This is a genomic window from Allochromatium vinosum DSM 180, assembly GCF_000025485.1.
GTDB lineage: Bacteria > Pseudomonadota > Gammaproteobacteria > Chromatiales > Chromatiaceae > Thermochromatium > Thermochromatium vinosum.
The window spans coordinates 393846-413747 of record NC_013851.1 but is presented as its reverse complement, the minus strand read 5'-3'; the positions used below and the strand labels follow the sequence as shown (position 1 = coordinate 413747).

Annotated in this window: 21 protein-coding genes; 16 read left to right on the top strand and 5 right to left on the bottom strand. The window is 62.9% G+C overall.

The window, feature by feature from the left end; all coding sequences use genetic code 11:
- The first annotated feature begins 17 nt into the window (after positions 1-17).
- From ampD to ALVIN_RS01715, 5 genes are all read left to right on the top strand, one after another.
- Complete coding sequence (gene ampD / locus ALVIN_RS01735) at positions 18-629, top strand: 1,6-anhydro-N-acetylmuramyl-L-alanine amidase AmpD (RefSeq protein ID WP_012969586.1); 612 nt, start codon at positions 18-20, stop codon at positions 627-629.
- A 74-nt stretch (positions 630-703) separates the two neighbouring features.
- Positions 704-1264, top strand: coding sequence for a pseudouridine synthase (locus ALVIN_RS01730; protein ID WP_050750269.1), 561 nt, complete (start codon positions 704-706; stop codon positions 1262-1264).
- Positions 1265-1896: 632 nt separating this feature from the next.
- Positions 1897-2169, top strand: coding sequence for an energy transducer TonB (locus ALVIN_RS18130; protein ID WP_050750267.1), 273 nt, complete (start codon positions 1897-1899; stop codon positions 2167-2169).
- 106 nt (positions 2170-2275) lie between these two features.
- Positions 2276-3058 carry a DUF3050 domain-containing protein gene (locus ALVIN_RS01720; protein WP_012969584.1) on the top strand — a complete coding sequence of 261 codons (783 nt, stop codon included), beginning with the start codon at positions 2276-2278 and terminating at the stop codon, positions 3056-3058.
- A gap of 82 nt (positions 3059-3140) precedes the next feature.
- The gene (locus ALVIN_RS01715; RefSeq protein WP_012969583.1) at positions 3141-3443 is read left to right on the top strand and encodes a TusE/DsrC/DsvC family sulfur relay protein; all 303 of its coding nucleotides are present in this window, start codon (positions 3141-3143) and stop codon (positions 3441-3443) included.
- 120 nt (positions 3444-3563) lie between these two features.
- Here ALVIN_RS01715 and ALVIN_RS01710 read toward each other — a convergent pair whose 3' ends face one another.
- The 4 genes from ALVIN_RS01710 to ALVIN_RS01695 all read right to left on the bottom strand — a co-directional run bounded on the left by ALVIN_RS01710 (position 3564) and on the right by ALVIN_RS01695 (position 8533).
- The gene (locus tag ALVIN_RS01710) at positions 3564-4769 is read right to left on the bottom strand and encodes an ammonium transporter (protein ID WP_012969582.1); all 1206 of its coding nucleotides are present in this window, start codon (positions 4767-4769) and stop codon (positions 3564-3566) included.
- A 117-nt stretch (positions 4770-4886) separates the two neighbouring features.
- The gene (locus tag ALVIN_RS01705) at positions 4887-5552 is read right to left on the bottom strand and encodes a PqiC family protein (RefSeq protein WP_012969581.1); all 666 of its coding nucleotides are present in this window, start codon (positions 5550-5552) and stop codon (positions 4887-4889) included.
- 24 nt (positions 5553-5576) lie between these two features.
- Positions 5577-7250 (bottom strand): PqiB family protein, encoded by a 1674-nt coding sequence (locus ALVIN_RS01700; protein ID WP_012969580.1) that lies wholly within the window; start codon positions 7248-7250, stop codon positions 5577-5579.
- Positions 7247-8533: a paraquat-inducible protein A gene (locus tag ALVIN_RS01695; protein WP_012969579.1), complete on the bottom strand. Its 1287-nt coding sequence runs from the start codon at positions 8531-8533 to the stop codon at positions 7247-7249. The genes ALVIN_RS01700 and ALVIN_RS01695 overlap by 4 nt, the downstream gene beginning before the upstream one ends.
- Positions 8534-8665: 132 nt before the next feature.
- Between ALVIN_RS01695 and ALVIN_RS01690 the strand changes: the two genes are divergently transcribed.
- The 6 genes from ALVIN_RS01690 (at position 8666) to ALVIN_RS01665 (ending at position 14344) form a co-directional block, all read left to right on the top strand.
- The gene (locus ALVIN_RS01690) at positions 8666-9448 is read left to right on the top strand and encodes an alpha/beta fold hydrolase (RefSeq protein ID WP_012969578.1); all 783 of its coding nucleotides are present in this window, start codon (positions 8666-8668) and stop codon (positions 9446-9448) included.
- A 54-nt stretch (positions 9449-9502) separates the two neighbouring features.
- The gene (locus tag ALVIN_RS01685; protein WP_012969577.1) at positions 9503-10765 is read left to right on the top strand and encodes an SLC13 family permease; all 1263 of its coding nucleotides are present in this window, start codon (positions 9503-9505) and stop codon (positions 10763-10765) included.
- Positions 10766-10844: 79 nt separating this feature from the next.
- Entirely contained in the window at positions 10845-12779 is a 1935-nt protein-coding gene (locus ALVIN_RS01680; RefSeq protein ID WP_012969576.1) for an NADH-quinone oxidoreductase subunit 5 family protein, read from the top strand.
- The gene (locus ALVIN_RS01675) at positions 12776-13639 is read left to right on the top strand and encodes a respiratory chain complex I subunit 1 family protein (protein WP_012969575.1); all 864 of its coding nucleotides are present in this window, start codon (positions 12776-12778) and stop codon (positions 13637-13639) included. The genes ALVIN_RS01680 and ALVIN_RS01675 overlap by 4 nt, the downstream gene beginning before the upstream one ends.
- Before the next feature lie 196 nt (positions 13640-13835).
- A complete protein-coding gene (locus ALVIN_RS01670) occupies positions 13836-14087 on the top strand; it encodes a type II toxin-antitoxin system Phd/YefM family antitoxin (RefSeq protein WP_012969574.1) in 252 nt (83 codons plus the stop codon).
- Complete coding sequence (locus ALVIN_RS01665; protein WP_012969573.1) at positions 14084-14344, top strand: Txe/YoeB family addiction module toxin; 261 nt, start codon at positions 14084-14086, stop codon at positions 14342-14344. The genes ALVIN_RS01670 and ALVIN_RS01665 overlap by 4 nt, the downstream gene beginning before the upstream one ends.
- Positions 14345-14419: 75 nt before the next feature.
- Here ALVIN_RS01665 and ALVIN_RS17445 read toward each other — a convergent pair whose 3' ends face one another.
- Positions 14420-15556 carry a DUF6575 domain-containing protein gene (locus tag ALVIN_RS17445; RefSeq protein WP_148217432.1) on the bottom strand — a complete coding sequence of 379 codons (1137 nt, stop codon included), beginning with the start codon at positions 15554-15556 and terminating at the stop codon, positions 14420-14422.
- Between the two features lie 796 nt (positions 15557-16352).
- On the opposite strand from ALVIN_RS17445, the gene ALVIN_RS01660 reads away from it, so the two are divergent.
- The 5 genes from ALVIN_RS01660 to ALVIN_RS01640 are packed head-to-tail and all read left to right on the top strand — an operon-like array spanning position 16353 to position 19860.
- Positions 16353-16817: an NADH-quinone oxidoreductase subunit B family protein gene (locus ALVIN_RS01660; protein WP_012969570.1), complete on the top strand. Its 465-nt coding sequence runs from the start codon at positions 16353-16355 to the stop codon at positions 16815-16817.
- Positions 16814-17218, top strand: a complete 405-nt coding sequence (locus ALVIN_RS01655; protein ID WP_012969569.1) for an NADH-quinone oxidoreductase subunit C — start codon at positions 16814-16816, stop codon at positions 17216-17218. The genes ALVIN_RS01660 and ALVIN_RS01655 overlap by 4 nt, the downstream gene beginning before the upstream one ends.
- 3 nt (positions 17219-17221) lie before the next feature.
- On the top strand, positions 17222-18304 hold the full coding sequence (locus ALVIN_RS01650) for a hydrogenase large subunit (RefSeq protein ID WP_012969568.1): 1083 nt from the start codon (positions 17222-17224) through the stop codon (positions 18302-18304).
- Between the two features lie 5 nt (positions 18305-18309).
- Positions 18310-18729, top strand: a complete 420-nt coding sequence (locus ALVIN_RS01645) for a 4Fe-4S dicluster domain-containing protein (RefSeq protein WP_012969567.1) — start codon at positions 18310-18312, stop codon at positions 18727-18729.
- 3 nt (positions 18730-18732) lie between these two features.
- Positions 18733-19860 (top strand): FAD:protein FMN transferase, encoded by a 1128-nt coding sequence (locus tag ALVIN_RS01640; protein WP_012969566.1) that lies wholly within the window; start codon positions 18733-18735, stop codon positions 19858-19860.
- Positions 19861-19902 lie beyond the last annotated feature (42 nt).

Below are 19902 nucleotides of genomic sequence, written 5' to 3'. Positions count from 1 at the left end.
TCAGGTATGCCCTCGACATGGTCGCGATTTCCAACAGCGCTGATTCGTCGTCCGGCTCAGGCCTCGATGCCGATGGCTGGCTCGTCGGCGCCGAGCAGCGCCCCTCGCCGAACCAGGACGCCCGTCCGCCCGAGACGGCGATCGACCTGCTGGTGATCCACAATATCAGCCTGCCGCCGGGCGAGTTCGGGGGCGACTGGATCGACGCGCTCTTTCTCAACCGGCTCGATCCGAACGCACATCCCTATTTCGCGCCCATCGCCTCGGTGCGCGTCTCGGCCCATCTGCTGATCCGGCGCGACGGGCGTCTGATCCAGTACGTTTCCTGTGAGCGCCGGGCCTGGCATGCCGGAGTCTCCAGCTTCCAGGGGCGCGAGCGCTGCAATGACTATTCGATCGGAATCGAGCTGGAGGGAACCGACGAGACCCCCTTCACCGAGGCGCAATATGCGCGCCTCGTCGCCTGTACCCATCAAATCCGGCGGCACTATCCGGCCATCACGGATGCGCGTATCGTCGGACACGCGGACATCGCTCCTGGCCGCAAGACCGATCCTGGCCCGGCCTTCGACTGGTTGCGTTACAGACGCGCCGTCGGCGCCTCGCCATCGGGCACGGAACACCGCTGATCGAGTCCTGTCTCTCCAACCGCCATCATCGACGCTTTGCACCCTAACGCCTCGCGCTGTTCCAGTAGCCCCGTATGCTCGTGCTCTTCAACAAACCCTATGGCGTGCTCAGCCAGTTCACCAGTGATCCGCTCGGCTCAGGCGGGACGCTGCGCGATTTCATTCCCCTGCGCGGCGTCTATCCGGCCGGGCGGCTCGACAAGGACAGCGAGGGCCTGCTGCTCCTGACCGACGATGGCGCGCTCCAGCATCGCATCAGCCATCCGCGCCACAAGTCCTGGAAGACTTATTGGACACAGGTCGAAGGCCAACCGACGGACGACCAGCTCGAACGGCTGAGACAGGGCGTGATCCTGAAGGACGGCCCAACCCGCCCGGCGCGCGTGCGGGCGATCCCCGAGCCGGATCTCTGGCCGCGCGATCCGCCGATCCGCTTTCGTCAGAGCATCCCGACCACCTGGATCGAGATCGCCATCCACGAGGGGCGCAATCGTCAGGTACGGCGCATGACCGCGGCCGTGGATCTGCCGACGCTGCGGCTGGTGCGCGTGGCCGTCGGCGACTGGCGGCTCGACGGTCTGCGTCCCGGCGAATACCGTGTACTGAATCAGCCGCGTTCGCGAGCGCGCTCGTGAGTGCCATGCCGCATGCGGCCGATCGGCCGGCCGGCCGAACCTGGTTATGGCTGGCCCTGCTGCTCTCAGCGGCACTGCATGTCGCCGTGGCCGCCGTTCTCTGGCGGACGGAGCGATCCTATTCGACCGAACCCGAGGCGCGGCCGTTGGTGTTCGAACTCGTGCGCCCTGGGGCCGACGAGGCAGCGACCGACGAGCCGCCGCACGACCACCGACCGTCATCCCCAGAAACGGCGTCAGTGCCGTCTGCGTCTGCGAACGATGACGCCATGCCCGTACCACCAGCGCCCGTGCAGACTCCCGCCCGCTCCCCGGTCGATCCCGTGGCCTTCGCCTCCCGAGCGACCAAACCCGTGCCGAAGACATCGCAACGCCCCACGCGCCCTGTCAGGTCCGACCCGACGCCCAAGCAGGCAGATCCCCCCCCGGCCAGCGCGCCCCGATCCACCCAGGCGAGCGAACCGAGGAACCAACGCCCCCGCCCGCCGTCGACCAGACACTCGGCGGCCACCGGATCGGCCACGGAGGCAGCGAGCGCCAGGAACAGCGCGAGTCCCGTAAGCCCGGGCCGCACGCAGACCACACAGCCGGGCGAGTCCGCCGCCGGCCAGCGCGCCGCCGAGCGCGCGTATTTGACGGCCCTGCAACGCGCCATCGCCCGCCATCAGCGCTATCCGGCCGGCGCCCGGCGTCATGGGCAGACTGGCGTGACGACACTCGCCTTCGTCATCGAGGCCGATGGACGCATCGGCCAGATCCGGCTCGCGCAGAGCTCCGGTCACGCGTCGCTCGATCAGGCGGCACTCCAGGCGCTCACACGGCTCGGCCGCTTCGACCCCATCCCCAGATCGATTGGCCGGAGTCGCTGGTCGCTGCGCATTCCGATCCGCTTCGACCTCAAATGAGGCGTGTGCCATCCTGCAAGCCGGCGTGCTTGACCTGAGGCAGCCTGTACTTCAGCATCGGCTAAAATACGCATCGTTTCGACCGGCTCACCGAGGACTCGACTCAATGGCAGCGCTCAATTTCGATCATCTGCGTCCCCTGCAAGATCAACTCGAAGGACACGCCATCTATGGCGCCATCCAGCGCATCGAGGATCTGCGCATCTTCATGCAGCATCACGTCTTCTCGGTCTGGGACTTCATGTCGCTGATCAAATATCTGCAACGCCAGATCGCCCCGGTCGCCGTGCCCTGGCAGCCGACCTCGGACCCGAGCCTGCGCTATTTCATCAATGAACTGATCCAGGAAGAGGAATCGGATGCCATCCCGCTCGGCTCGGGCGAGGTGCTGTACGCGAGCCATTTCGAACTCTACTGTCGTGCCATGAACGAGATCGGCGCCGATGGCGGGCTACCCGAACGTTTTCTGGCACTGGTCAACGAACAGGGACTCGACAAGGCGCTCTATTCACCCCTGGTTCCGTTGCCGGCACGTTATTTCAGCGAGACCACCTTCTGCTTCATCCGTGAGGACAAGCCGCATCTGGTCGCCGCCGCACTGACCCTGGGCCGCGAAAACCTGATCCCGACCATGTTCCGCCAGCTCCTCGACCGCATGGGGATCGACGAGACGCAGGCGCCGATCTTCCACGCCTATCTCAAGCGCCACATCCACCTCGACGAGGACTTCCACGGCCCGCTCTCGATGCGCTTGCTCGAAACCCTGTGCGGTGACGACCCGGAGCGGATCGAGGAGGCCGAGATTGCCGCCGAGGAGGCACTGTGCGCGCGCATCCGCTTCTGGGATGGCGTGCTGGAGGCGATCGAGTCCGGACGCTCAACCCAATAACCGATCGACTTGATAAGTTATCATCCGCCGCTATCTCTGGAGCACGGACGTTCGCTTCCCAACCCTCCCGGAGATAGAGACGATGAGCGCAACCCTGAGCGTAGCCCTGGACAATGAGGGATTCCTTCTCGACCGCGACGACTGGAGCGAAGAGGTCGCCGTCGAGCTGGCGCAGAGCGATGGCTTCGAGATGACCGAGCAGGTGATGCACTTCATCCGTGAGGCGCGCGCCATGTACGAGGAGGATGGCGTGGTGCCGCCGATCCGGATCTTCGCCAAGAAGCAGAAGGTCTCGACCAAAGACCTCTACGACATCTTCAAAAAAGGCCCCATGAAGCTCATCTGCAAATGGGGCGGACTGCCGAAACCCACGGGATGCGTCTGAACGCTGATCCCAGATCGCGTCGGCTCGGTCCGCCCCTGAGATCAGGGTCGATGACTGGCTGAAGTCGAATCCACCGCCAGCCATCGCCCCAAGCGCAACCTGACCGGCGTCAGGCGTGCTTCACACCTCGCCCCGATTGTAGTCGGGCTGGGCGGTGATGCGGTGGATGCTCAGATCGGCGCCGAGATATTCCTCCTCCTGCGTCAGACGCAGTCCAAACGCCCATTTGAGCAGGCCGTAGATCAGGAACCCGCCCAGGAGCGCGATGATCACGCCGGCCAGGGTACCGGCCACCTGAGCCAGCAGACTGACGCCGCCCGCACCGCCGAGCACCTCGAGTCCGAACACACCGGCGGCGATCCCGCCCCAGAGTCCGCACAGCCCGTGCAACGGCCAGACACCGAGCACGTCGTCGATCCGCCAGCGGTTCTGCGTCAGGGTGAAGGCATAGACGAAGAGCGCCCCGGCGACCGCCCCCGTGACCAGCGCACCCATCGGATGCATGACGTCGGACCCGGCGCAGACGGCGACCAGACCGGCGAGCGGGCCGTTGTGCAGAAAGCCGGGGTCGTTCTTGCCGGCGATCAGGGCCGCCAGGATGCCGCCGACCATGGCCATGAGCGAATTGACCGCCACCAGCCCGCTGACGGCCTCCACCGTCTGGGCCGACATCACATTGAATCCGAACCAGCCGACCGTGAGCGTCCAGGCGCCCAGCGAGAGGAAGGGGATCGAGGACGGCGGATGCGCGGTCATGCTGCCATCCTTGCGATAACGCCCCTGACGCGGCCCCAGCAACAGCACGGCGGCGAGCGCGATCCAGCCGCCGACCGCATGCACCACGACAGAGCCGGCGAAATCGTGGAACTTGGCGCCCAGGATGGACTCGATGAAATCCTGCACCCCCAGATTGCCGTTCCAGACCAGTCCCTCGAAGAACGGGTAGAGCACGCCGACGATCAGGAACGAGGCCAGCAGTTGCGGATAGAACCGGGCGCGCTCCGCGATCCCGCCCGAGATGATCGCCGGAATCGCCGCCGCGAAGGTGAGCAGGAAGAAGAACTTCACCAGTTCATAGCCGTTGCGGTCCTGGAGCACCTGAGCGCCGGAGAAGAAATCGATCCCATAGGCCAGACTGTAGCCGATGAAGAAATAGGCGATGGTGGAGACGGCGAAGTCGGTCATGATCTTCGCCAGGGCATTGACCTGATTCTTGGCGCGCACCGTGCCGACCTCCAGGAAGGCAAAACCCGCGTGCATGGCCAGCACCATCACGGCGCCGATCAGGATGAAGAGAACATCAGTACCTGCTTGCAAGGACTCCATAGATTCGAAACCCGGTTGTTCAGTTTTGGTGCGACCCATAAGCATGGATCGGACCATGATCGACCAGGGCACTCGATTGGAGCCTGAACCGGCGATCGCTCGCCATGACAAACACTGTCAATGCACTGATTGGGTGCCGATCCACTCCCTTTGCACCAAGATGTGCCTGAGCGCCTCGGCGACCTCGCGACTGAAGTCGGCCAGGGTCAGACTGAGCGCCGCCAGTAACGCCTGGGCATCGCCCGGCTGAGCGATGGCGCGCTGGTAGCGGCTCTCGCGGGTCAGCAACACCTGATCCATATTCGGTTCCAGCACCGACCAACGCACCCGCAGCTCGGCCTGACCCTCGGCCGTGCCCTCGAAGGCCAGGATCTCGGCGCTCAGGCGCACGTCGAGCGGGTAGCGGATCTCGCTCGGCAGGATCAGGATGCGGCTGGAGCCGGTCAACAGTGCCAGATTTTCGCTCCAGACACGCAGAAAGTCGTCCTGGAGCGTCCCGCCCCAGCGCTCCAGTTCATCGATCGACAGCCGATTGGCCGAGGCGCGCGAGACGATCTGCGGCCGGTCGAGAAAGAGCGGGAAGGTCACTGGACCAAGCCCGATGGCCAACTCTTCTTCGAGCCGATCGTCCCGGCCCTCGCGATCGACGCTGGAGGACTTCGCCTCGAATGCCGGGATCGGCGCGAGCGTATAGAAGTTCGAGGGCGGCGTGCTCGCACAACCCGGCAGCCCGATCGACAGTGCCAGACTCAGCGGAATCCAGCGCGCGAGTGATAGCGTCATCCGTTCAGTTCCTCAGACTTGAGATCAACGCCCACGCCCCTTGCCCTGCAACAGCGCTTCGGGATGACGCTCCAGATAATCGGTCAGCAGCCGCATCGAACGCGCCGCATTGGCGACCTCTTGCAGCATCCGCTGGGTCTCGACATAGAGCGGTGAGCGATCCGAGAGCAGTGCGCGCGCCCGTTCGAGCGTGGCCGTGCTCTCGCGCAGGGTCTTGGTCAGCTCGGGACCGAGTTCGCGATCGAGCCGTGTGGCCGTGGCGCGCACCTGGGCGAGCGTGGCCTCCAGCTCGATCACGGCGCCCTTGAGTTCAGGCGCGTTGACCAGGGCATTGGCGCCCGCCGCCGTCTGACTCAGATCGCGCCCGATCTGTTCGATGGGGATGGTGTCGAGCTTTTCGAGCACACTGGCGAGCTGAGTCGTGATGGCCTCCAGCGAACCGGGCCGGGTCGGGATCACCAGATGCTCGCCCTGCCGGACGAGCCGTCCTGCCGGTGCGCCCGAGTCCACATCCAGATCCACATAGAGCGCCCCGCTCAGCACGCTGTCGAGCTTGAGCTGAGCACGCAGACCGCGCTCGACCAGACGCTCGACCAACCGGCGCTCATCGGGCGCTTCCGCCTCGCCGCGCCGCACGATGCGCTCGGGTTCGATCTCGATCAGCACCGGAATCCGAAACTCCAACGCCTCGGTGTCGAGCTGGAGCTGAATGTCGAGCACGCGCCCGATGTCGATCCCCTTGAGCCGTACCGGCGCCCCGCTCGTCAGACCACGCGCGGCCCCCTCGAACAGGAGCAGATAGCGTTCCTTGCGCGCATAGATCCGGGCGTGGGCCGCTTCGCGATTGCGGTAGAGGGGGAAGACCTCGGGATAGGGATCATGGGCCTGAGCCGGGTCGAGTGTATCGGGCGTGCCGAAGGCAATGCCGCCGAGCACCACCGACAGCAGCGACTGGGTGTCGACCTGGACACCGGCGGCCGAGAGCGAGACATCCAGCCCGCTGGCGTTCCAGAAACGCGTATCGGGCGTCACCAGCGCATCGTGCGGCGCGGCGACGAAGATCTCGATCCCGACCGCGCGCCCGTCCGGCTCCAGACCATAGCCGATCACCTGGCCGACCTGGATCTGGCGGTAGTAGACGGGCGAACCGATGTTGAGCGAACCGAGCGTGGGCGCACGCAGCCGGAAGCGTCCGCCATCCTCGAAGGTCGTGATCACCGGCGGCTGCTCCAGCCCGGTGAAATGCCGTCGCGAGCGCCCGGCCTGTCCGGGATCGAGCGCGATATAGGCGCCCGAGACCAGGGTGTCGAGTCCCGAAACGCCGCTCAGGGTCACGCGCGGGCGCTCGACCCAGAAACGGGTGTGTTCGGTGAGGAAATCGGCGAAGGTACGCTTGAGTTCGGCCGAGACGATGACGGTCTTGAGATCCGGACTGAAGTCGATGGACTTGACCTGGCCGATGTCGACGTCCTTGAACTTGACGCGCGTCTGACCGGCCGCCAGTCCGGAGGCGCTCTTGAACTCGATGGTGACGATCGGCCCGCGCTCGCTCCAGGTCTTGACCGCCAGCCAGACGCCGACGGCCAGCGCCACGAGCGGGATCAGCCACACCAGCGAGAGCCGGCCGCGCGATCTGGCGACGGCTTCGGGGATCGGGTCGGGCGAACGGATGTCCGGTTCGCGTTCGGTCTCGGTCATGCCGGCTTGTCCGCCTCGTTCAGGGTCATCGGCGCGTGCTCGGGTTCGACGGATTCCAGCCGATCCCAGATCAGGCGCGGATCGAACGACATCGCCGCCAGCATCGTCAGCACCACCACGGCACAGAAGAACACCGCGCCGGCCTCGGCCTGGACATTGGCCAGATTGCCGACCTGCACCAGCGCGACCAGGATGGTGACGACATAGACATCCACCATCGACCAGCGTCCGGCCGTTTCGGTGAGGCGATAGAGTCGGGTGCGTTCGCGCGGGTTCCAGTTCCAGCGGAATTGGACCGAGAGCAGCAGCAGCGTCAGCAACAGGAGTTTCAGCAGGGGCACCACCAGACTGGCGACGAAGACGATGAGCGCCAGCGGCCACATTCCATGCGCCAGCAGAAAGATTACACCGCTGAGGATGGTATCCGATTGCTCGCGTCCGAACGAGGTCAGAGTCATGATCGGCAACAGGTTGGAGGGGATATAACAGAGGATCGCCGCCAGCACCAAGGCCCAGGTGCGTTGCAGGCTCTCGGGTTTGCGTCGGTGCAGGACATGGGTGCAGCGCGGACAACGCAGACGGTCGCCTTCACGGATAGCGGCGGTACGCGGCATCACCAGCTCGCAGACATCGCAGGCCAGATGATCGTCGCCCGGACGCACGGCGGCGAGATTGGGGTTCGGCATCGGCACGCGCGACCAGACCAGATCCGGATTGAGCGCGGCCTGGGCCGCCGCCAGCACCAGGATCAGCGCCGCGAAGGCGAACAGCGAGGCGCCGGGGACGATGCTGGCCATCTCGGCGAGCTTCACCACCGACACCAGGATACCGAGCATGAAGACGTCCATCATGCCCCATGGGGCCAGGGTGCGCACCAGCCGGAACAGACGCGGCAGCCAGGGCGGCATCCGTTCGAGCGCCAGCGGGACCAGGACGGCCAGCAGCAGGGTCAGTTGCAGCCCAGGCGCCAGCACGCTGGTGAAGAGCACCACGGCGGCAATGCCCCACTGACCGGCGTCATAGAGGTTGAGGACGCCGGTCAGCAGCGTGGTGTGAGTCTCGTTGCCGCGTAGATTGAAGGCGATGAAGGGGAAGCTGTTGGCGATGACGAACAGCAGCAGACCGGCCAGCGTCAGGGCCAGAGTGCGATTGAGGCTGTCCGGCCGGTCGCGATGGAGCACGGCGCCGCAGCGCGCGCACTCGATCAGGCCGCCGAGCGGCGGAGGTTTGTGGCGCTGCAAGAGGCCGCATTCGGGGCATTCAGTGAGTGAGGGGTGGGACATATGACAGCCGGCGTCGCGGTGACCTCTGGACGATGAGGCGCTGGTCGAGGTGCGATTATAGAACCCCGCGACCTGCGGGCGGTTTAGAATCCGGCTTCTCACACCTGTCCATCGAGCCGATCCGACACCCCCATGTCCAATGCCCATCAAGCTTTCGATCACTGGCTGAGCACGCTCGGCCCACTGCGGCTCGCTCTGGAAGGGCGTGTGGGCTGGGAGTTCGGCGCCCTGTTCGCTGCGCAACCCTGGCTCGCCCAATCGCCTCGGGGCGACGGGCACCCGGTGCTGGTGCTGCCGCGCTTTCTCGGCTGCGATCTCTCCACCCAGCCGCTACGCGACTTCCTCGACCGGCTCGGCTATCGTGCCGAACCCTGGGGGCTGGGCGTCAATCTGGGGCCGCGCGCCGGTGTCATGGACGCCTGTCTGGAGCGGCTGGAGCACTTGCACGCGACCCACGGACGCCGGGTCAGTCTGATCGGCTGGAGCCTGGGCGGACTCTATGCGCGCGAGCTGGCCAAGGAAGCGCCGGAGCAGGTGCGGCTGGTCATCACGCTCGGCACACCCTTCGCGGGCGATCAGTCGGACCCGAGCGAGCTGTGGCGACTCCAGGAGCGGATGACCGGCGAGTCCATCGGTCTGCCGCTGCGCCATGGCCCGCTCGACCAGGCACCGCCCGTGCCGACGACCTCCATCCTCAGCCGCAGCGACGGCATCGTGCACTGGACCGACAGCCTCGAACGCGAAGGCCCCATCACCGAGAACATCCTGGTCGAATCCAGCCATCTCGGGCTGGCGTTCAATCCGCTCTCTCTCCACGCCATCGCCGACCGGCTGGCGCAACCCGAGGATGCCTGGCGACCCTTCGAGCGCACCGGCGCGCGCGCCTGGCTCTATCCGGCTCTGCCTCGCGCCTGATCGCGCACCCGCCTGCTCCATCCACGCCACCGACAGCCGACCCGGCCCGCCGCCTTGACCACGCTCATCGTCCTCGTCTTCCTGCTGGTCTATCTCGGACTCTTTCTCGGCGGCCTGCCCTTCCTGCAACTGGATCGCACCGGGGTGGCGCTGCTCGGGGCGATCGTGCTGCTGGCGACCGATGTCGTCGACATGAATCAGGTGTGGGAGGCGGTGCATCCGCCGACACTGGCCCTGCTGTTCGCTTTCATGGTCATCTCGGCGCAACTGCGTCTGAGCGGCTTCTATGACTGGGTGGTGTGGCGGCTCGATCGCTTCGATCTGCCGCCCTCGGCCCTGCTGGGCGCCGTGATCCTGACCTCGGCGCTGCTCTCGGCGGTGTTCAGCAACGACATCGTCTGTCTGGCGATGGCGCCGGTGCTGGCCGACGCCTGCCGCGCGCGACGGCTCGATCCGGTGCCCTTTCTGCTCGCGCTCGCCTGTGCCGCCAATCTCGGTTCGGCGGCGACCCTGATCGGCAATCCGCAGAACATGCTGATCGGCGAGCGACTGGCGCTAGATTTCGGCGGCTATCTGCGTCTGGCCGCCATGCCGGTCGGACTCGGGCTAGCGGCGACCTGGGTGATCCTGCTCGGACTCTCGCGCCGACGCTGGCATTTGGCCGCGCCCGTGGCGGCGAACCCGGAACCTGAGAGCGAAGCGACGAGCCACCGGCAACGCGCGGAGGATCAGGCGCCCGGACTCGACCGCTGGCAGACAATCAAAGGGCTGGGTGTGGCGGGCGTGCTCCTTCTGGCCTTCCTGTTCGCGCCCTGGCCGCGCGATCTGCTGGCGCTCGCCGGGGCGGGCCTGCTGCTGACGAGCCGACGTCTGCACTCGCACCGGATGCTGGGTCTGGTCGACTGGCAACTGCTGGTGCTCTTCGTCGGACTCTTCATCGTCAATCACGCGCTCCAGGAGACCGGACTGCCGGCTCGGGCGATCACGGCCCTCGCCGGTCTGGGGATGGATCTGCACGACCCGGCGCCGCTGTTCGGCGCCGGCGCCATACTCAGCAATCTGGTCTCCAACGTGCCGGCAGTGATGCTCCTGCTGCCGGCGGCGACCGAGCCCATGAGCGGCCCGGTGCTGGCCCTGTCGAGCACGCTGGCGGGCAATCTGCTGATCGTCAGCAGCATCGCCAACATCATCGTCGTCCAGGCCGCCGCGCGGCAGGGGTTGCTGATCGACTGGCGCGCCCATGCGCGGGTCGGCCTTCCGGTCACGCTGACCACGCTCGCCATCGCGGCCCTGTGGCTGGGCGTCCTCCAGGGCTAGGCGATCCACTCGATGCGGCGTACCATGCCGCTTCGATCTTCCGCGCGACCTCCATTCCTCACTCAAAGGACGCGGTTCCATGTACTCGATCGGCTTGCTCATCCTCTTTCCGCTGCTGGCGGGCCTCGCTATCGCCCGCGCGCCCGACAGCACGATCCGCGCCCAGCGGGTCCGGTGGTCGGCCGGGGCCATCGCCGTGGCGACCATCCTGCTGACCCTTTTGCATCTGGGCTTGGGGCCTGAGTTCTATTCCATCCCCGGCTGGCTGCATTCGACGCTCGACCACTTCTTCATGCTCGCCGGTGTGGCGCTCGCCCTGGTGCTGCTCTATTTCTGTCGGCGCATCGTAGCGCGCGAGTGGTACATCCCGGTGCTGATCCTGCTCCAGACCGGGCTGATGCTGAGCGCGGAACTCGCGCCCGTCCATCCCGAGGTCGCGCATCCTTTCTATATCGACAGCTTCACGCTGCTGATGGCGCTCATCGTCGGCGTGGTCGGCGGGCTGATCTGTCTGCACGCCGTGCAATACATGCGCGACTATCACGCCCATGAGCACGCCGTCGCGGACCGCCAGCCGGCGTTCTATTTCGTGATCTTCCTGTTCCTGGCCGCGATGTTCGGCATCGTCTTCACCAACCATCTCACCTGGCTGTTCGTGTTCTGGGAGGTGACGACGCTGTGCTCGTTCTGGCTGATCTCGTACTCGGGGACGGACGAGGCGATCCGCAACGGTTTTCGTGCGCTCGGGCTGAACCTGATCGGCGGCGTCACCTTCGCGGCGGCGATCGCCTGGCTGACCTATGGGCCTGGACTGCACACCTGGGAGCTGGACCGACTGGTCGCCGCCGGTAGTGCGCTGGCCCTGATCCCGGCGGCGCTGATCGCGGTCGCCGGACTGGCCAAGTCGGCGCAACTGCCCTTCTCCTCCTGGCTGCTCGGGGCCATGGTCGCGCCGACGCCGATCTCGGCGCTGCTGCATTCGAGCACCATGGTCAAGGCCGGCGTCTTCCTGCTGGTCAAGCTGTCGCCGGTCTTTTATGGCACCTTCGCCGGACTGCTGCTGTCGCTCATCGGCGGCGTGACCTTCCTCGTCACCTCGCTGGTCGCGGTCAACCAGCGCAACGCCAAGCGGGTGCTGGCCTATTCGACCATCGCCAATCTGGGCCTGATCGTGATGTGTGCGGGCGTGGGCACGGCGGCAGCGATGTGGGCGGCGATCCTGCTGATCCTGTTCCATGCGGTGGCCAAGGCGCTGCTGTTCCTGGCCGTGGGCACCACCGAGCATCTGATCGGCAGCCGCGACATCGAGGACATGGAAGGCATGGTCTACCGCCGTCCCGAGATGGCGGCGATGCTCTTGGTCGGCATCCTCGGCATGTTCCTGGCGCCGTTCGGGATGCTGCTGAGCAAGTACACCACCTTTCAGGCATTCCTCAACATGGGCGTGATGCCCGGCGACGGGCTGATGCTGGCGGCGATCCTGGCCTTCGGCAGTGCGCCGACGCTGTTCTTCTGGAGCAAGTGGATGGGCAAGCTGGTGGCCATGCCGCGCCGGCCGCAACCGAGCACCGAGCCGATCGCGCGCGACGAGTTGCTGGCGCTGGGGGCGCTGACCGTCATCACCTATGTGGCCTGCGCGCTCTTTCCGCTGGCCGATAAGGTGTTCGTCATTCCCTACACGCATTATCTGGCGGTGCTGGGTCTGATCCCGGACGTGCAGGCCGTCATCCCCTGGGAGACGGTCTGGCTCATGACCCTGATGCTCGGCGTGCTGTTCGTGCTGCCGCTGCTGTTCTGGTGGCGACCGCCCAGGTTCGCCGAGGTCAGCGGCTATCTGAGCGGGGCCAATGTCGACGGCAGTGCGTCGTATCGCGGGGCGATGGGGGCCGAGCGGATGGTCGAGAGTCGGGGCTATTACATGACGGGTTTCTTCCATGAGACGACCCTGCTCCGCTACGGCGGCCTGGGTGCGGCGGCGCTGATTGCGCTCATGATCGGGGGGGCGGCGCTATGAACACCCATTACGCCTGGTGGCTCGCCATCGCCTTCGTTGTGCTGGGTCCGGTGGTCGGCGCTCTGCTCGCCGGCATCGACCGACGGCTGACGGCGCGGATGCAGTCGCGTCAGGGTCCGCCGATCCTGCAACCGGTCTACGACGTGCTCAAGCTGTTCGAGAAGGACACCCTGGTCGTGACCCGGTTGCAGACGCTCTATCTGTGGTTCTTCCTGTTCTTCATGGTCATCTCGGGGTTCATCCTGTTTTTGGGCAGTGATCTGCTGCTCAGTCTGTTCGCCCTGACCGTGTCCGGGATCTTTCTGTGTCTGGCGGCCTATTCGACCAACTCGCCCTACAGCAACATCGGCTCATCGCGCGAGCTGATGCTGATGATGGCCTATGAGCCGATGCTGATCCTGGTGCCGCTCGGGTTCTATCTGACCACCGACAGTTTCCGGGTCGCCGACATTGTCGCCGGCAGTCCCTGGCAGGTGCTGCAACTCTCCGGCATCCTGGTCGGCTTTCTGTTCGTGCTGACGATCAAGCTGCGCAAATCGCCGTTCGATCTCAGTACCTCGCATCACGGGCATCAGGAGCTGGTCAAGGGGCTGACCACGGATTTCTCGGGCAGTGATCTGGCGCTGGTCGAGATCGCGCACTGGTATGAGAACGTGATCCTGCTCGGCTGGCTGTATCTGTTCTTCGCGCCCTGGGGGCCGTGGCTGGCGCTGCCGATCGCTTTTGCGCTGTTCTTCGTCGAGGTGCTGGTCGACAACACCCATGCGCGTCTGACCTGGTCGAGCACGCTCAAGGCGACCTGGTGGGTGACGCTGCTGGCGGGTGTGACCAATCTCATGCTGTTGCCGCTGGTGGTGTGAAGCAACGGCTTCGGCGGCCTGACGATCAGCGAGAGGCGACATACTCGCGCGGCACGGCATCCGAACACCAGCCAGCCGTAACAGACGCATGTGAAGCGAGCCATGCAAACGAAAAATGCGTCCTTGTTGACGGCTTTGTTATGTGCCCCTAGCATACCCGTACATTTTTATGTACATGCTTCCAGTCGGAGCCACTATGGACGCCATCAGCTACACCGCCGCTCGCGCTAACTTAGCGAAAACGATGGAAAAAGTTTGCGACGACCACGCACCTGTGATCATTACCCGAAAAAGCGAATCGCCTGTGGTCATGATCTCCCTCGAAGACTACCAAGCGATGGAGGAGACCGCGTATTTGCTGCGATCCCCCGCGAACGCGCGGCGTTTACTCGAATCGATAGCTGAACTCGAATCGGGCAAAGGGACCGTGCGGGCCATTGCAGAATGAAGCTCACCTTCTCCAGCAACGCTTGGGATGATTACCTGTATTGGCAAAATACCGATAAAACTGTAATCAAGCGCATCAATGCGTTGATCAAAGATATAAAGCGCACCCCTTTCGAAGGGATTGGTAAACCCGAAGCCTTGAAACATGGTTTGTCCGGCTATTGGTCTCGACGTATAAACGACGAGCACCGCATCGTTTACAAGGTGGTGGAAGACTCGATTTTCATAGCTCAGCTCCGTTACCACTATTCCTATTGAGCGCATAAAGCCAGCTATCACCGGACACAGAAGAGGGAGCGCAGCGTAGTTTTGCGGCTCGATCTTATGAATTTGTTATACATTTTTTTCTATTTTATAAACTCGCAGCCTAGTAACTTCCTGCCCGGTACCCAAAACCACTTCAACTCGTTCCCGGCAATAAAAGCGGTATATTTCCTTGCCAATTATTACCCCAGTCATTGACAAGCCAGAGTCAGGATCTACTTCACCGGAATATCTTTTCCCATCCCTGAGGTTAGTCATCTTCCAGGTATTAGCTTCTTCATTGGCTCGCACAATCGATCCTTCCAAAACTATCTCCTCATCAAATAGGTCATTGCGCTGCCTACACAATTCAGCCAATGCCTTTGCCGAACTAACTGACAGATCCCTTTTTTCAGAGCGCCCAGTAGACGGCGAGGCCCATGAGTGAGTTAAAGGACAGCACTGCGAGTCGACAAACTCGACAAGCTTTATAATACTATTTGCCGCGTGCCCCTTTATTTTTTGCAACTCGATGACTGCTGACTCCGGTGATTCGGCGAGCTCTATAAAGCCATTCAATTTTGAATATGCCGCAGCAAGGAGAGCGTTATCTCCAAACAAATCACATTGATATGAACTTTTCACATGCACAGTGAATGAACCGTGCGAGAAACCATACACATCAACATTAAAAGGCGTTTCTTTTCTGTTTATTTTACACTTTATTTCTTTTGCAGCTATCCGCGCCAGGTGTTTTAACACATTCTGATATAAAGCCAAAAATTCTGATAATTTAGCGATACCAATTTGGGCATTCTTTTCTGCTTCTTTTACAGATAGTCCAATATGCGAAACAGGGCTATTATGCTCTAGCGCTTCGCCCGCAATTTCATCCCCATCAAAATAGAGTCCCTCATCCGGCAAGTATTCGACAGGACACATGTCATAGGCGGCACCTGTAAATGCGAGCGTTTCCCCGTCTTCTTGGAATTCAGCCAATCTAAACAAGCTTATCTCAGGGAACTGATAAATGGCCCTTAAGTCCAGCGCACCAGAAAGCAAACCCCGAAGTCTTTTATTAGATATTTGCAATGCCAAATATAACGGCCCGCTTTCTAATTCTTCAACTACCATGCAAACATAATAACAATCTACCTTATCTTTCGCCGTAAATACTTGCGGATAATCATAAAACAGGAGATTTAATCTAGGAGTTAGAAGATTCATAGCAACACCCATTATTTCACCAACCTTGATGACAGCAGGGGATCAAAATTTAGAGCACGCCACCAAGAATAATGAAAAATATTATTGCCAGTTTGTTGAACCTTACCCGAATCATTATTTAGAATTATAGCTACCACGGGCTTGCCCTGATGAATTTTAAGTTTTCGGAGATCAGTGCATGCATCAATTTCTGAAAAAACCGATACTGAACATGCTCTACACTCAGGAACTTTAAACAGCTTTTTGGGCCATAGCTTTCGATGTGACCAAAAATCGCTGCATTTAATTTCCGGACTTTCCGCCAATCGATAGTAAGTCTCACCGTTTGGATTTACTGACTTATTTGGGGGACAATTCTCAGGCAATACCTCAAACCACATTATTGCTGCGTCCTCATCTCCGTTGATGCCTAACCAGTACCAGAATTTGTATGGTTCCCGGCCAAACCCTATCACACGAAACGAAGCCTTGACAATACAGCCGTGGACACTGATATCTCCGCAGGATAACATTCGCAAAACACATATTATCCCGCAGTAAGCCCCCCTCGGTTTCTCGCCTTATAAGGGAACGGTCTGATGCCATCTGCTTTTCGTCCTGCTGAGTCTTGATCCAGTCTTTGAGAAACTGGACCGGGGAGTTGTAACCAAGGGCGGAGTGTAGACGCTTGCGATGGGCCACAGCGATGTTCGCACGACGATGACCTACACTCACACGATACCGAGCGTGACGGTGAAGGCAGCCAAGAGTACGCTTACACTCCAGCCCCTGTGACTCACCCCAAGAGCCGGAATCCATGAGCTTCCTGAAGAAATCCCCCTGGGTGCTCCATTACGCGGCCACGAGCTGCAATGGCTGCGACATCGAGCTGCTGGCCTGTCTGACGCCGACCTATGACGTCGAACGCTTCGGCATCGTCAACACCGGCAATCCCAAGCACGCCGATATCTTCCTCGTGACCGGCTCGGTCAACGAGGAATCGCGCAAGGTGGTCGAGAACCTCTACGCCCAGATGCCCGACCCCAAGGTCGTGGTCGCCATCGGCGCCTGCGCCCTGAGCGGCGGCATCTTCCGCGACGCCTACAACGTCTATGGCGGCATCGATCAGGTGCTTCCGGTCGATGTCTATGTCCCCGGCTGCGCAGCGCGTCCCGAGAGCATCATCGACGGCATCGTCCAGGCGCTCGATATCCTGGAGCAGCGCGCCAAAGCGCGTAAACGTCAACGTAAGATCGTCAGTCAGGAGCTTGAAGCGCGATGAGCCTGGGCGAACCATTCAACGAACTGACACCCGACCAATGGGTGCCGACCGCCGAGCAGCATCAGCGCGACGGCTTCCGGCTGGTGCAGATGACCGGCACCGCGCGCGCCGATCACTTCGAGATCCTGATCAGCTATGAGCAGGACTACCGCTGCACCCACTACCGGGTTCAGCTCCCGCGCGACCCGCTACCCGAACTGCCGAGCCTGAGCGCCATCTTCCCAGCCGCCTTCACCTACGAGAACGAACTGAAGGATCTGTTCGGCCTGAGTTTTCCGGGACTGACGGTCGACTATGGCGGCAACTTCCTGCGCACCAAGACCAAGCTCCCCTTCTCGGGCGCGGTGACGATCAAGAAGGAGCCCGCGAAGCCGGCAGCCAAGTCCGCCCCGGAGACCTGAGCCATGTCCAACACCACCATCGTCCCCTTCGGCCCCCAGCATCCGGTGCTGCCCGAACCGATCCATCTGGATCTGGAACTCGACGACGAGCGCGTCGTGCGCGCCCTGCCCTCGATCGGCTATGTGCATCGCGGTCTCGAACTGCTCGCCGAGCGCTACGACTTCATCGAAATGGCCAATGTCGCCGAGCGCATCTGCGGCATCTGTAGCTTCATCCACGGTCAGGGCTACTGCCAGGGCATCGAGCAACTGATGGGCGTGGAGATCCCGCCGCGCGCGGCCTATCTGCGCACGGTCTGGGCCGAGATCTCGCGTATCCAGAGCCATGTGCTGTGGCTGGGTCTGGCCGCCGACGCACTCGGCTACGAGAGCCTGTTCCAGCACAGTTGGCGCATCCGCGAGATGATGGTCGACATCATCGAGGAGACCACCGGCGGACGGGTCATCTTCGGCGTATGCAAGGTCGGCGGGATTCGCAAGGACGTCGACGACGAGACCTTGCGCGGCGTGCGGCGGCGGATCGGCGAGATTCGCGCCGCCTTCGACGAGATCGCGACCATCTTCCGCGACGATCCGACAGTCAGGCAGCGCACCGTCGGGGTCGGACTCCTGAGCGCGGCGGATGCGCACGCGCTCGGCGCCGTGGGTCCGGTGCTGCGCGCCAGCGGCGTAGCGCACGACACACGCCGACTCGGCTATGCCGCCTATGGCGAGCTGGACTGGGAGCCGATCGTCGAGCAGGATGGCGACTGCTATGCACGCTGTCTGGTGCGGGTGCGCGAGGTCGATCAGTCGTTCGATCTCATCACCCAGTGTCTCGACCGGATGCCGACCGGCGAGATCGAAATCTCAGTCAAGGGCAAGCGACCCAAGGGCGAGGCGATGTTCCGGCTCGAACAGCCGCGCGGCGAGGTCTGCTACTACATCAGCGCCAGCGGCAAAAAGAACCTGGACCGCTTCCGGGTGCGCACCCCGACCTTCGCCAACATCGCGCCGCTGATCCACATGCTCAAGGGCTGTGAGCTGGCCGACGTGCCGGTCATCGTACTGACCATCGACCCCTGTGTGAGCTGCAACGAGAGGTGATCCGCATGTCCTGGTCCTGGTCGATCCAGCCCATCTCATCCCTGGTGACGCGCAGTGCGCTCGCCAAACCGGCCACGCGCCTCTATCCGGCCGAACGCCGCACGCCCTATGCCCGCACGCGCGGTCATATCGAATTCAGGATCGACACCTGTAACTTCTGCACTATCTGCGCCCACAAGTGCCCGACGCAGGCCATCCAGGTCAGCAAGCTGGACAAGACCTGGGCCATCGACCACAGCCGCTGCATCCTGTGCAGCATCTGTGTCGAGGACTGCCGCGAGGGCTGTATCACCCTCAGCCCGCTGCCCTGCCCGCCCATGCGCGCCAAGGAGGTGCTGACGTTCCGTCAGGAGCACACCCCGCCGCCTGCGCGCGAGACGGTGACTGTGGCGCCACCGGAAGACGAACGGCGCGCACGCGAGTGACGGATGGACCACAGAACGACTTTTGATGCCGACATTCTGACCGAGAACGCACTCCCCATGATCGATTCACACTGGCGCCCTGTCCTCGCGCTGCTGCTCATCGCGCTGCTCGCCCTGAGCGGCTGTACCGAACGCACCGACCCCATGATCGAGCTGTCCGGCCCGACCATGGGCACCTATTACTCGGTCAAGATCGCCCGTCCGCCCGAAGGATTGAGCGCCGAGACCCTCGAACCGGAACTGATCCAGGTACTCGACGCCGTCATCGCGGAGATCTCGACCTATGATCCGAACTCGGAGCTGTCGCGCCTCAACGCCAATCCAAGCACCGACTGGATTCCCGTCTCCGAGAATCTGCTCACCGTCATCGCCGAAGGTCAGCGTATCGCTGAACTGACCAATGGAGCCTATGACGTGACCATCGGCCCGCTGGTCAACCTCTGGGGCTTCGGCCCCGAGCGCCGCCCCGACCGGCTGCCCACCGAGACCGAGATCCAGGCTGCGCGCGAGCGGGTCGGTTATCAAAAGCTCGAACTGCGCGACTCGCCGCCTGCCGTGCGCAAGGCGCGGGGCGATCTCTACATCGATCTCTCGTCACTCGGCGAGGGCTATGGCGCCGACCGGCTCGTCGACTGGCTGGAGTCGCGCGGCGTCAGCGACTACATGGTTGCCATCGCCGGAGCCATCCGCGCCAAGGGACTCAATGCCAAGGACCAGCCCTGGGGCATCGCCATCGAACAGCCGCTGCCCGATCGACGCGCCGTGCATCGGGTGATTCCGGTCTCGGGTCATGCACTCTCGACCTCGGGCGACTATCGCAACTTCTTCGAGAAGGACGGCAAGCGCTACTCGCACGAGATCGACCCCATGACCGGCACCCCGGTCGACCGCCAGCTCGGATCGGTCACGGTGATCGGCGATGTCGGCATGGTCGTCGATGGACTGGCCACCGCGCTCATGGTACTGGGCGAGGAACGCGGCCCGGCACTCGCCGAAGTGCAGGGAATCGCGGCCTATTTCATCGTGCGTGAGAGCGAGGACTTCCGGGGCATCGCCTCACCTGCACTACAAACGTATCTGGACACGGCGGTGCAAGCTTCTTCAGCCGCGCTGACCAACACCGAACGCTGAAATCCATCCCGCTCGTCTGCACAGCGCCAAGGATAGAGGCGT